A 12,204-nucleotide genomic window follows, 5' to 3' on the forward strand; every position below is an offset into this window, starting at 1 on the left:
ATGAGAACACGGGCGGCAGTAGCTGTTGAGGCGGGTAAACCGCTTGAGGTCATGGAGGTGAACCTTGAGGGTCCCAAGCGGGGCGAGGTTTTGGTTGAGATGAAGGCCACGGGCCTGTGTCACACCGATGAATTCACCCGTTCGGGCGATGATCCCGAAGGGATTTTTCCCGCCATTCTGGGCCACGAGGGCGCAGGCATCGTGATGGAGGTCGGCGAGGGTGTGACCACGCTTGAGGTCGGCGATCACGTGATCCCGCTCTACACCCCTGAATGCCGCGAATGCGAATATTGCCTGTCAGGCAAAACCAACCTGTGCCAGGCCATTCGCGTCACCCAAGGCCAGGGCCTGCTGCCCGACGGCACCACGCGATTTTCGATGCTCGATGGCACGCCGATCCACCACTACATGGGGTGCTCGACCTTTGCCAATCACACGGTTGTCCCCGAAATCGCGCTGGCTAAAGTCCGCAAGGACGCGCCGTTCGATAAAATCTGCTATATCGGCTGCGGCGTTACCACGGGCATTGGCGCGGTTATCAACACCGCCAAAGTCGAGATCGGCGCGCGCTGCGTTGTCTTCGGGTTGGGCGGCATTGGCCTGAACGTAATCCAAGGGCTGCGTCTGGCCGGCGCGGATCAAATCGTGGGCGTCGATCTGAACGACGACAAGGAAGAAACCGGCCGCTATTTCGGCATGACCGATTTCGTGAACCCGACCAAGGTTGACGGCGACATGGTGGCCCATCTGGTTGAGCTGACCAAGGGCGGTGCCGATTACACCTTCGACGCCACCGGCAACACCAAAGTCATGCGCCAGGCGCTTGAGGCGGCGCATAAGGGCTGGGGTGAAAGCATCATCATCGGGGTCGCCCCCGCAGGTGCCGAAATCTCGACCCGGCCGTTTCAACTGGTCACAGGTCGTGTCTGGCGCGGGACCGCATTTGGCGGGGCCAAGGGCCGCACCGATGTTCCCAAAATCGTGGACTGGTACATGAACGGCAAGATCGAGATCGACCCGATGATCACCCACAAACTGACGCTGGACGACATCAACCACGGCTTCGACCTGATGCACCAAGGCAAATCAATCCGCGCCGTCGTGGAGTTTTGATCTAAACGACATTATGCGCACCAAGGCACCGCTTCCGATGGGGGCGGTGTTTTTCTTTGGGTTTGGTTAACCATTTTCGGGCCACGTTGACGCAAGGATACCTTTTGCTTCTGCTGACTTCGGCACTACCTATAATGCCCGAGTGATGCACAATCGCTCTGCACGCCCGGGAGGCCGTTCATGAAACTCACCGTAAACGGCAAAACATATGATGTTGATGTCGAAGACGACATGCCGCTGCTTTGGGTTCTCCGAGACGAGTTGGGCATAACCGGCCCCAAATACGGCTGCGGCATTGCGCAATGCGGGGCCTGTACGGTTCACGAAGACGGGGTCGCCGTGCGGTCATGCCAGCTGGCCGCAAGCGATGTCGTGGGCGAGATTACCACCATCGAAGGGCTGGGTACGCCGAACGCCCTGCACGCGGTGCAAGAGGCGTGGATCGACCTACAGGTGGCGCAATGCGGGTACTGTCAGGCCGGTCAGATTATGCAGGCCGCATCCTTTCTGGATTTGAACTCAGAACCCACAGACGATCAGATTGACGCCGCGATGAGCGGGAATTTATGCCGCTGTGGCAGCTATCTACGCATTCGCGAGGCTGTGAAAACGGCTGCGACCAAGCTGCGGGCGGTTTGAAATGGGGCGCGTAAAAACCATTGCCCGCCGCAGCTTTTTGATTGGATCGGCGGCCATCGCAGGCGGCGTTGCCTTTGGCACCTACCTTTATAAACGCGAGGGTGAAAACCCGCTGCTGGCAGACCTCAAACCCGGCGAAACCGCCCTGAACCCTTACGTCAAGATTGACGCCCAAGGGATCACCCTGATCACTCCGCGTGCCGATGTGGGGCAGGGGGCATGGTCCATGCAGGCGCATATGATCGCTGAAGAACTGGATATTGATCCCGCGACTGCGACCCTGTCACCGGGGCCTGCCAGTGCGATCTACTACAATGGTGTTGTTGGTGCCGAAGGGCTGCCGATTGCCGCGACCTCTGACACTTTGCTGGCCCGCACCGGACGCGATGCGGTGGATGTGGCGGGCAAGTTGATGGGGCTGCACATTACCGGCGGGTCATCGACTGTGCCGGATATGTATGACCGTCTGCGCATGGCAGGGGCTGTTGCGCGCGAAACCCTGATCCGCGCCGCGATGAAGCAAACCGGCCTGCCGCGTGATCAGTTGCGCACGGAAAACGGCTGCGTTGTGCTGCCGGACGGGCTGAGGATCGAATACCTTGATATGGCGGTGGCTGCGGCAGACATCGAACCCGTTCAGGATGTCACCCTGCGTGATCCGTCGCAGTGGCGCTATCTGACCAAGCCGCAAAAGCGCACTGATATGGTGGCCAAATCTACCGGTACGCTGACCTATGGCATCGACATGATGATGGACGGGATGGTCTATGCGACGACCCGTACCAATCCTGCGCTTGGCGGTGGTCTTATCGGTTTTGACGCCGAAGCGGCGCAAGGCATGCGCGGTGTTCGCAGCGTTTTGCCGATTACGGGCGGTGTTGCCGTCGTGGCCGATAACACATGGCGGGCCTTTCAGGCGGCGCAAGCTGTTGAATGCGACTGGGGCCCATCCCCCTATATCGGCAACACGGACGAACAGTTTGACGCGGTTGCCAATTCCATGACCGACGATCACCAAGACAGCCGTTTCAAGGATGAAGGCGACGTTGTTGCCGCCCTGGACGGTGCCGATGTGATCGAGGTGGAATACCGCATCCCCTATCTGGCCCACGCCCCGCTGGAACCCATGAGCGTCGTCGTGAAGATGTCGCAGAGCCGATTGGACATCTGGACGGGTACGCAAATCCCGCGCTTCGTGCAGGCCAATATGGCCAAGCTGACGGGGATGGACGCGGGTAACATCCATGTGCATGTTTTGATGTCGGGCGGCAGTTTTGGCCGCAGGCTTGAGGATGATTATATCGCCCAAGCGGTCGAAATCGCCATGCAATTGCCCGACACCCCGATCAAGATGATCTGGCAGCGTGAAGAAGACTTTAGTCATGATTTCCCCCGCCCACTGGCCATGGCCCATGCAAAGGGCGCGGTGAAATCCGGTGCGCTGGACGCGTTTGATCTGTCGATTGCGGCGCCCTCCGTGGCTGAATCCTCGCTTGCGCGGTTGGGCCAGCCAGCGATTGGCCCTGATGTGGCGATTGTGGCGGGCGCGTGGGACCAGCCGTTTGCGATCCCCAATTATCGCGTGACCGGATACCGCACGCCCGCGATGGTGCCGATCAGTTCATGGCGGTCCGTGGGCGCGTCGGGCAACGGGTTCCTGCACGAAAGCTTTATGGACGAACTATGCCATGCCGCTGGTGTCGATCCGCTGGCAGAACGGTTGCGCCTGTGCTGGCACGATCCGTCGCGCAAGGTGCTGGAGGCCGTTGGCGAGATGTCTGATTGGGGCAGTGACCTTGGCCCGAACCGGGGGTGCGGGCTGGCCTTTACCCTTGCCTTTGGCGTGCCCGTCGCCGAGGTGGTCGAGGTGTTGAGCACAGACGACGGCATCCGGATCGACAAGGTCTTTGTCGCCGCCGATGTGGGCCGCGTGCTGGATCCGGTGAACTTTGAGGCACAGGTGCAAGGCGGGGTGATCTTTGGCCTTGGTCACGCGATGAATTGCGAGCTGACCTATCGCGATGGTGTGCCCGAGCAGGACAATTTCCACGCCTACGAGGGGATGCGCCTGTATCAAACACCGCAAATCACGGTGCGCGGGCTTGAGAATGGCAACAAGATCAGGGGGATCGGAGAGCCAGCCGTACCGCCCGCCGCACCCGCATTGGCGAATGCCATATTTGCCGCTACGGGCCAGCGCATCCGCGAATTACCCCTGTCCAAATCGATTGATTTCATATGAGGGGCATCGTTCTTGCAGTGCTGATCGCGGGACCGGTGACCGCCCAAGATACGCCAACCAAGGCACAGGGGCTGGCGGCTTGGGATGACATGTATTCCGTTACCTCGCATCCGCGCTGTACCAATTGTCACGTGGGCAAGGGCGGCATCCCGATGTGGAACGGCCTGACATATGGCGCGGACGCGGTTCATGGCATGCATGTGCAAGCAGGCGACAGCCGCGTGGGGGCCGAAACGATGCCGTGCCGCACCTGTCATATCGGCGTGGCATCGGCCAATGCGACACCCCATGCGCCGCCAATGATCGACGACGCGTGGCGACTGCCCCCGGCTGAACTGGCGTGGCTGGGCGAATCCAGCCAAGACATTTGCGTGCAGCTACGCGACCCTGAAACCAACGATGGCTTTGACATGGAAGAACTGGCCACACATCTGGAAGCCTCGGCTTTTGTGGCTTGGGGTTTTGCCCCCGGAGCGGGGCGCAGCACGCCGCCGATTGGCTTGGACAAGATGATCGCGGCGCTAAACCTATGGGCCTCAGCAGGCACCCCCTGTGCAAACGACCCCTGAGGTGCGAAAGGCTATAGGCGGGTGATTGTTGAGCAGCTCGCGTTTAGGATGTTGGGTGGATGGTGGGCGGTCATTCTCTGCAGGCTGTATCGAGGGCAGCTTTGCGCAGATAGTGTGCTTTGCAAAGTCACGCGAACGGCCCAGAGCGGCCGTTTGTGCTGCCTGGGTTGTGCTGTGGCGCAGCATTTCAGTGCGGACATTCGTGCATTGTACAGCATTGCCGATAAAAGAAACGTCACCCTTCAAGCAAGGCAAGATTCGCGAGCTGAGTTGGGCTTTTATAATCTCAAAAAGTACTGAGTATTATAGGCGGAATTTTTTCTAATGTTGTTGTGCTCACTACGCCAATCAACGCGATCGAATGGGGCATTCACTGCAATCGACGAATGCACCAATCGAAGGGAAATGTGGCTTGTACCAGAACCTAAAGCCCAGACAGAAACCGCGTCACATCTTCGCTAAACTGCTCAGCGTGCTGAAAGAGAAACGCGTGCCCCGCATCAGGATAGATGGCCAACTGCGCGTCGGGTATTGCACGCACCAAGGCAAGCGCGTTTTCAACTGCGAAGGCCCTGTCTTTGTCGCCGTTTGCCACGAACACAGGGACGCGAATGTTGTCTAATCCCTTAAATGCACCGTCTTCTCCGAAGAAGAATTTGCGCGTTGCAGCACCCTGAGCACCAACAGTTTGCATCGTCGTTTTGGACGCTGCTCCTGCAGTCGCATTGCCTTGGCCAATGCGTGCAAGAGAGGACAGGCCAGCGCTACTGCTGACTTCAGTGTCAGCATAAAATAAAAACTGCATGTCTTCTGTGGTGTTCTCTTCTTTTGTTGCCGTCGCCAGCCATTCCTGTGGTGTTGGGACTGTCCCTTCCAGCGCAAAGCTGGGCGTGGTCCCCGCAAGAACAACACCGCCAATCGCATCGCCATATTTGGCGGCGATGATCTGGGCGATCATGCCCCCCATAGACCAGCCCAGCACATGCGGCCTGTCCTGACCAATGACATTTGCGAATTTCATTGCGATGTCGGCCGCGCCTTCCAGCGTATCGGGAACTGTGCCGCCGCTTGCGGCGACACCAGCGTTATCAAAGGTGATGACCCGATGTGTACGCGCCAGAGCCGTGATCAATTCGGGGTCCCAATCCGCCATACTGGCGCGAAAGCGGTTGAGCATCAGCAAGGGACGTCCTTGGCCCTGACTGCGCCATGCAATCTGCATTCCCTCGACGTCGGCAAAATGTGTTTCAATCGGGACGTTGATGTCCAAAGACATAGGGTTTCCTTTCGGTTGGTTTGAAAATTCAGGTGGAGGGGGCAAGCGTGGCGCGGTGCAATGCGATCGACAGTCCAAGGCCGAACAGTGCGATACAGGCGCCAGTGGCAGGGGCCGCAACAAGCCCCCATTGCGCGATAGAAAATGCGCCAATAGTGACACCAAGCCCTTGGCCGAGGTAGACCATGGACCCGTTCATCGCGAGCGCGAAAGTGGCAGCGGGCCCCGCCGCTTGGGCGAGGCGGGCTTGCACAATCGGAGCGGTCCCGAACTGCGCAGTGGGCGCGATCAGAATGCTGACAACCATCGTTATGAGCCCATAAATGGAGGCCGTGCCTGTTGAGAGCGGATAAATCAGAACGATCAGACCCAAAGCGATCCCGCCAAAGAGCAGCGGTAAACCGTTCTGCGCGGGACGCTCTGCGAAACCCGCTCCAACGCGCAGCCCGACAACCCCCGCCAGACCAATCAGCATTTGCAAACCGGCGATCCCAAAGGGGCCAAAGCCTGTCAGCGCGGAAATGACCGGTCCGATAAAACCAACCATTGAAAACATCGCCGTAAAGGCCAGCAGAGTAACCAGAAGATATCCGAACGACTGTGCGGGCAAAGAGCGGGAGCCCTTTTCGATCACAGGAGCAGCCAAATTCGGGACATTGCGGGCCACGAGTGCCAACGAGACAACACACAATGCGGAGGTCATCCAAAAACTGGCACGCCAGTCCAATAGCCCGCCAATCACAGATCCCGCAGGGATCCCGATCATCAACGCCAGCACAACACCCGCATAGATCGCGGCGATGGTTTTTGCGCGTTTCTCTGCCGGTGCCATAGAGACACCGATTGCAACAGCAAGCGGCAGCGCAAGCGCGCCCAGACCGCCCACCAATATACGCGTCCCCATTAGCATAGCATAGTCCGGCGCAATGGCGGACCATCCGTTCACAGCCGCCAAAAAGGCCAAGGTTGCCAGCAGCAGCGGTTTCTTGCGCCAGTTGCGCGTTACATGAGCAAGCAGCGGCCCGCAGATTGCGCAGGCAAATGCATAGCCCGCCTGAAGCGTGGCCGCCGTTGCAATCGTGACGTCCAGCGATGCGGCCATCGGGTCGAGCAAACCGACAAAGACGAAGCCGCCCAAGGTAAAGACAAACGGAACCGTCATAAGCGTGAGGATCGGCATCACATCACCCCTTGTTCACAGTGCTTAGGAAGCAGGTGGTCGTGCCGGTTGCCAGAATTCGACCAGCACTGTCCTCCACGCGGGCTTCGGCAGATGCTGTCTGGCGTGTACGGTCAATCACAGTCCCAATGGCGCGCACCTGACCCATTTTCGCTGTGATAGGGCGCATGAATTTGACCTCGGTCCCGAGCGATACATAGAGCTCGCCTGCGTCCAGAATGGTCTGAACCGCACAGCCCATCGCGCTGTCCAACAGCGCCATCGTCCAGCCCCCGTGCACAAGGCCCATGGGGTTGAGATACTCTTTTGACGGGTTTCCGCGAAATTCTGCACGGCCCTTTTCAGCCGCTTCGATCCACTGCTGCAAGGTGCGCGCCATGGGTGGCGCTGGCAAAGCACCTGTCGGGATCGCACGAATAGCCTCAAGCCCGGAAAGCCCGATACCCTGTTCGGGGCGGGCGATGCCAAAGGGGACATCGGGCATGAGGCTGGGCGTGAATTTGGGATCAGTGGTATTCAAATCTTGCATGTTGTGGTCCTTGCTGACGCTGACAAAAACCTCGGGGAGAGGCTTCATTTAGATTGTGATCGTAATCCTAATTAGTCAATGATAGAGTTTGATGGTAATCCAAATGACGTTGCGTTAGATGGTGATCGGTATCTAAGATTGCGAAACCTGCTCGCCCTCCGCAGGCCGATCAGCAGCGAAGAATGAAAAGGGATCAAACCAAATGAGAGTGAGCCGAGAGACAGCACAAAAGAACCGCCAAAAAGTCGTGAAAACAGCCAGTGAGCAGTTTCGCATGTACGGCTATGACGGCATCGGGATCGCAAGCCTGATGAAGGCGGCGGGGATGACCCAAGGCGGTTTTTACAAACAGTTCGAAAACAAAGAAGCGCTTGAATGCGAGGCAACCGAATTGGCGCTTAACGACAACTTCGAGCTTTGGGCCAAGACTATAAAGGGAAAAAGCGATCCCGTGGCCGCCCTCAAGGCGTGGTATTTGTCACCGCAACACGTGTCGACTGTCGGGCATGGATGCGCTTATGCCACGCTGGCCGCTGAGGCAAACCGTCAACGCCCGGCCTTGCAAACCACGTTCAATCGCGCCGTCACCCGGCAAGTGGACCACCTTGCCGAAGCCCTTGGTGACCAACCCGATAGCCGGACGGAGGCCATTCAGGCAATGTCTCAAATGATCGGTGCCTTGATTTTGGCCCGCGCGGTCGAAGACGCGGACCTGCAACACGAAATCCTGACGGCTTGCCAAAAGCCCTGTGCGTCAAAATCTTAGCGGACGTGGACCGGACCAGGGCGCGCCAAAAATGTCTTTAGACTTGGAGATTGAAACATGCATATCGGCCTCATAGGCGGCCTCGGACCGGCGGCTACGATATCCTACTACACGCGGTTGATTGACGCGTTCAAAAAGGCCGATTTGCCACTGTCACTGACGATTGAACATGCTGATATGAATGCCTTGCTGCAGCGGGCAGCCGAAGACCAGCGGGCATTGCAGGCAGAGGTCTTCGCGACGCACCTCGACCGCCTCGCTGGCGCAGGCAGCGATATTGCTTTGATCACCGCAATTACCGGACATTTTTGCTTTGCAGAAACGCAGGCCATATCACCCGTGGCGCTGATGGATGGCACGGGAATCATCGAGACATATTGCCACGACAACGGGATCAAAAAACTCGGCATACTGGGGAGCAGAGCCACCCTCGAAACCAATCTCTTTGGCTTATTGAAAACCGTTGAGGTAGTCGTGCCTCAAGATCGGTTTGAGAGTGTTTGGGCCGCCTATATGGAGATGGCAGAGACCGGGGTATGCAGTGAGAAACAGCGTGCGTTGTTCTTTGAGGCGGGGCAGACAATGATCGACGACCAACAGGCGGACGCTGTGTTGCTTGCAGGAACGGACCTGGGATTGGCATTCGACAATCAAGCGCCGGGATTCAGATTTATTGACGTGATCGAAATCCACATCAATGCGCTGGTTTCAATCGTCGCGGCAGGTGGACTAAATTGAAAGCACCATGGGGTCTGACGTCAGTTTATATCTCGCAACTTTGATACCTCGCGCCGATTTGCGGCGGTGTGGTGATGCCTGAACTGTGAATATATGTGCCGCCAGCGTGGTCGACCGCAAGAGACACATTGTATCGTAACTTTTTGCGAAAGAAGAGTTACCCGAAACATAACGATGGCAGTCTTTGGATGCACCCAGCGGCTATCGCTGATGAGACCTCTTTGCTGCCGCTCACTGCGGTTGGCCGAACTAACACAGCCTTTGTCTGCTTCACCGTCTCAAGAAACAAGATCCGCAGGCCGCAGCGAAAGTCCGGTTCCCGCCCGACATGTAGAACAGTCCCGTCTGCTTTGAGCTGGGAGCTGCCATTAGACATCAAAGCCACCAAGGTCCGCATCGGCCCGAAAAACCCACCGCCCCCTCAGATCTTTACGCTTATCCTTCTGGGCTTACTTGACGCCCCTACAGGTATGAAATACTAACGCCTTCGTTGAGCGGGCGTTGTGTAATGGTTAAGACCTCAGTTTTCCAAACTGAAGATGAGGGTTCGATTCCCTCCGCCCGCTCCAACATATTATACCCTTAATTCAGACTGCTATGATTTGCCGCAAGCAGCGGTCATTTGTCGGGCTTGACCCCATGCGCGGTGCAGGCGATGACACTGGTGTTTGAAAAGGAATTCTGATGGCCCGTACGCCCACGCCCGCACCCGCACATGAAGAACGCGAAAGGTCCAAGAAGTTGGGCGCGTTGCGTGCGCTTATTCCCTTTGTGCGGCCGTACCGCGGTCTGATGATTGCCGCAATTCTGGCGCTGATCATGACGGCAGCGATTTCGTTGATGCTGCCATTGGCCGTGCGCCGGGTCATTGATAACTTTGGCAGCGGCGAAGAGCTGCTGGATCAGTATTTTATTGCCGCTTTGGCAATCGCCGGGTTGTTGGCCATCGGGACGGGGCTGCGCTATGCACTGGTGACGCGGTTTGGCGAACGGGTGGTCGCAGATATTCGCAAAGCTGTTTTTGATCGCGTCATCGGTATGAGCCCGTCATTTTACGAGCGTGTCATGACTGGAGAGGTCTTAAGCCGGATCACCACGGATACCACGCTGGTTCTGTCGGTGATCGGGTCGTCCGTTTCGATCGCGCTGCGCAATATGTTGATTTTCACGGGCGGGTTGATCTTGATGCTGTTCACCTCGGCCAAGTTGACGGCGATGGTGTTGTTGCTGGTGCCTGCCGTGATCGTGCCGATCCTTGTGTTGGGGCGTAAGCTGCGCGTGATCAGCCGCGAAAATCAGGATTGGATTGCGGCCAGTTCGGGCAATGCCTCCGAAAGCCTTGGCGCGGTTCAGACCGTGCAGGCCTTTACCCATGAGGCGGCAAGCCGCGCCCAATTCGCGCAGATGACCGAAGCGTCTTATGACGCAGCGCGCCGCCGGATCAAGACACGGGCGTTGATGACGGTCATCGTGATCTTTTTGGTCTTTGCCGGTGTGGTTGGCGTTTTGTGGATGGGCGCGCGTGATGTCCGGGCGGGCGATATGACCCCCGGCGCATTGGTTCAATTCGTGATCTACGCGGTGATGGTGGCGGGCGGTGTGGCCGCATTGTCGGAAATCTGGGGCGAATTGCAGCGTGCAGCCGGGGCCACGGAACGTCTGGTGGAACTGCTGCAAACCGACGACGACGTTCATGACCCCGCCGTATCCACGAAATTGCCCAGCCCTGTGGCCGGTCGCATCGTGTTTGAAGATGTGCATTTTTCCTATCCCGCACGGCCCGCAGTCCAGGCGCTGGACGGTGTTAACCTGACAATCAATCCGGGCGAAACCGTTGCCTTTGTTGGCCCGTCAGGAGCAGGTAAGACGACGATTATCCAGATGATCTTGCGGTTCTATGATCCGCAATCGGGACGGATCACCTTGGATGGGATTGATCTGCGCGACGTCTCTCGCGACGCGTTCCGGCGGTCGGTCGCGTTGGTGCCCCAAGACCCGGTGATTTTTGCCACCTCAGCGCGCGAGAACATCCGCTTTGGCCGACCGGATGCGACGGATGCCGAAATTATCGCAGCGGCCGAAGCGGCGGCTGCACATCAGTTCATCAGCGCGTTGCCCGATGGCTATGACAGCTATCTGGGCGAACGCGGTGTGATGTTGTCGGGTGGACAGAAACAGCGCATCGCCATTGCGCGCGCGATCTTGCGCGATGCGCCGGTGCTGTTGCTGGACGAAGCGACCAGTGCACTGGATGCCGAAAGCGAACGCGCGGTGCAGCATGCGGTGGACAAGCTTAGCGCGGATCGGACGACTTTGATCGTCGCGCACCGCTTGGCAACCGTCAAAAAGGCGGACCGCATCGTGGTTCTGGAAGCCGGGCGGATTGTTGATACCGGCACCCATGACGAATTGGTCGGGCAGGGCGGACTTTATGCGCGTTTGGCCCGTTTGCAGTTCACTGATGGCATGGCCGCTGAATAAAACGCTTGTCTATCTCTGCCTAAGGTGGAAACTATCAGGCGCAAATAAAACCACAGGGAGATGATCATGGGTTTATGGAATTTCGTTAAGGACGCCGGTAAAAAAGTATTCGGCGGCGGCGATGAAGAAGAAGTGACAGGCGCGGCGCTGCAAGATGAGCTTAAAGAGCTTGGCCTTGATGCTGAAGGTCTGGATATTCAGGTTGATGGCGACAAAGTCACCGTTTCGGGCACTGCGGTCAGCCAAGAGATGAAAGAGAAAGTCATCTTGGCCGTTGGCAATGTTGAAGGTGTTGCAGCTGTCGAAGAGGACATCAGCGGCGGTGATGGTGACGGTACTTTCCACACCGTTGAAAAAGGCGACACGCTCTGGGCGATCTCGACCAAGACCTTGGGCAATGGTGCGCGCTACGAAGAGATTTTCGAGGCCAACCGCCCCATGCTGACCCATCCGGACAAAATCTATCCGGGTCAAATGCTGCGTATTCCGGCGAAATAATCGGGTTCCGTCCCCTAAACGGGCACGCCAAATCACAAAATTATCAAGAGCGGCAGATCACTTCTGCCGCTCTTTTTGCATTTTGCATGGTGAAACTAGGCTGACGCAACGTTCAATCTTCCCACAGACGCTTGCGGATTTTGGATTTAGCCATCATCTTTGGCGGCAGGGAA

11 protein-coding genes and 1 tRNA gene are annotated in these 12,204 nt (G+C 57.7%); 9 read left to right on the top strand and 3 right to left on the bottom strand.

What is annotated here, in order from left to right; all coding sequences use genetic code 11:
* From BM347_RS00005 to BM347_RS00020, 4 genes are all read left to right on the top strand, one after another.
* The coding region (locus BM347_RS00005) for an S-(hydroxymethyl)glutathione dehydrogenase/class III alcohol dehydrogenase (RefSeq protein ID WP_093914399.1) at positions 1 to 1,113 on the top strand (1,113 nt) is incomplete at its 5' end.
* 180 nt (positions 1,114 to 1,293) lie between these two features.
* Positions 1,294 to 1,752 (top strand): (2Fe-2S)-binding protein, encoded by a 459-nt coding sequence (locus BM347_RS00010; protein WP_093914400.1) that lies wholly within the window; start codon positions 1,294 to 1,296, stop codon positions 1,750 to 1,752.
* A 1-nt stretch (position 1,753) separates the two neighbouring features.
* Positions 1,754 to 3,994, top strand: a complete 2,241-nt coding sequence (locus BM347_RS00015; RefSeq protein WP_093914401.1) for a xanthine dehydrogenase family protein molybdopterin-binding subunit — start codon at positions 1,754 to 1,756, stop codon at positions 3,992 to 3,994.
* The gene (locus BM347_RS00020; protein WP_093914402.1) at positions 3,991 to 4,563 is read left to right on the top strand and encodes a hypothetical protein; all 573 of its coding nucleotides are present in this window, start codon (positions 3,991 to 3,993) and stop codon (positions 4,561 to 4,563) included. The genes BM347_RS00015 and BM347_RS00020 overlap by 4 nt, the downstream gene beginning before the upstream one ends.
* 424 nt (positions 4,564 to 4,987) lie before the next feature.
* On the opposite strand, the gene BM347_RS00025 is transcribed toward BM347_RS00020, so the two are convergent.
* The 3 genes from BM347_RS00025 to BM347_RS00035 are packed head-to-tail and all read right to left on the bottom strand — an operon-like array spanning position 4,988 to position 7,548.
* Positions 4,988 to 5,839 carry an alpha/beta fold hydrolase gene (locus tag BM347_RS00025; RefSeq protein ID WP_093914403.1) on the bottom strand — a complete coding sequence of 284 codons (852 nt, stop codon included), beginning with the start codon at positions 5,837 to 5,839 and terminating at the stop codon, positions 4,988 to 4,990.
* 28 nt (positions 5,840 to 5,867) lie between these two features.
* Complete coding sequence (locus tag BM347_RS00030; protein WP_093914404.1) at positions 5,868 to 7,019, bottom strand: MFS transporter; 1,152 nt, start codon at positions 7,017 to 7,019, stop codon at positions 5,868 to 5,870.
* 4 nt (positions 7,020 to 7,023) lie between these two features.
* Positions 7,024 to 7,548, bottom strand: coding sequence for a PaaI family thioesterase (locus BM347_RS00035; RefSeq protein ID WP_245764140.1), 525 nt, complete (start codon positions 7,546 to 7,548; stop codon positions 7,024 to 7,026).
* 247 nt (positions 7,549 to 7,795) lie between these two features.
* Here BM347_RS00035 and BM347_RS00040 point away from each other — a divergent pair, with 247 nt between their 5' ends.
* The 5 genes from BM347_RS00040 to lysM all read left to right on the top strand — a co-directional run bounded on the left by BM347_RS00040 (position 7,796) and on the right by lysM (position 12,031).
* Positions 7,796 to 8,314 carry a TetR/AcrR family transcriptional regulator gene (locus BM347_RS00040; protein WP_175498450.1) on the top strand — a complete coding sequence of 173 codons (519 nt, stop codon included), beginning with the start codon at positions 7,796 to 7,798 and terminating at the stop codon, positions 8,312 to 8,314.
* A gap of 57 nt (positions 8,315 to 8,371) precedes the next feature.
* Positions 8,372 to 9,052 (top strand): aspartate/glutamate racemase family protein, encoded by a 681-nt coding sequence (locus BM347_RS00045; RefSeq protein WP_093914406.1) that lies wholly within the window; start codon positions 8,372 to 8,374, stop codon positions 9,050 to 9,052.
* A gap of 494 nt (positions 9,053 to 9,546) precedes the next feature.
* Positions 9,547 to 9,621 (top strand) — tRNA-Gly (locus BM347_RS00050).
* Between the two features lie 115 nt (positions 9,622 to 9,736).
* The gene (locus BM347_RS00055; RefSeq protein ID WP_093914407.1) at positions 9,737 to 11,533 is read left to right on the top strand and encodes an ABC transporter transmembrane domain-containing protein; all 1,797 of its coding nucleotides are present in this window, start codon (positions 9,737 to 9,739) and stop codon (positions 11,531 to 11,533) included.
* Positions 11,534 to 11,599: 66 nt separating this feature from the next.
* Positions 11,600 to 12,031, top strand: a complete 432-nt coding sequence (gene lysM, locus BM347_RS00060; protein ID WP_093915328.1) for a peptidoglycan-binding protein LysM — start codon at positions 11,600 to 11,602, stop codon at positions 12,029 to 12,031.
* Positions 12,032 to 12,204 lie beyond the last annotated feature (173 nt).

Source organism: Sulfitobacter marinus, from assembly GCF_900116285.1.
In the GTDB taxonomy this organism is placed as follows: domain Bacteria; phylum Pseudomonadota; class Alphaproteobacteria; order Rhodobacterales; family Rhodobacteraceae; genus Sulfitobacter; species Sulfitobacter marinus.

Excerpts from the sequence above, each read along its gene's own strand:
- BM347_RS00020 (WP_093914402.1), top strand. The coding sequence starts at position 3,991 with ATGAGGGGCATCGTTCTTGCAGTGCTGATCGCGGGACCGGTGACCGCC.
- BM347_RS00055 (WP_093914407.1), top strand. The coding sequence starts at position 9,737 with ATGGCCCGTACGCCCACGCCCGCACCCGCACATGAAGAACGCGAAAGG.
- BM347_RS00030 (WP_093914404.1), bottom strand. The coding sequence starts at position 7,019 with ATGCCGATCCTCACGCTTATGACGGTTCCGTTTGTCTTTACCTTGGGC.
- BM347_RS00010 (WP_093914400.1), top strand. The coding sequence starts at position 1,294 with ATGAAACTCACCGTAAACGGCAAAACATATGATGTTGATGTCGAAGAC.
- BM347_RS00045 (WP_093914406.1), top strand. The coding sequence starts at position 8,372 with ATGCATATCGGCCTCATAGGCGGCCTCGGACCGGCGGCTACGATATCC.
- lysM (WP_093915328.1), top strand. The coding sequence starts at position 11,600 with ATGGGTTTATGGAATTTCGTTAAGGACGCCGGTAAAAAAGTATTCGGC.
- BM347_RS00025 (WP_093914403.1), bottom strand. The coding sequence starts at position 5,839 with ATGTCTTTGGACATCAACGTCCCGATTGAAACACATTTTGCCGACGTC.
- BM347_RS00015 (WP_093914401.1), top strand. The coding sequence starts at position 1,754 with ATGGGGCGCGTAAAAACCATTGCCCGCCGCAGCTTTTTGATTGGATCG.
- BM347_RS00035 (WP_245764140.1), bottom strand. The coding sequence starts at position 7,548 with ATGCAAGATTTGAATACCACTGATCCCAAATTCACGCCCAGCCTCATG.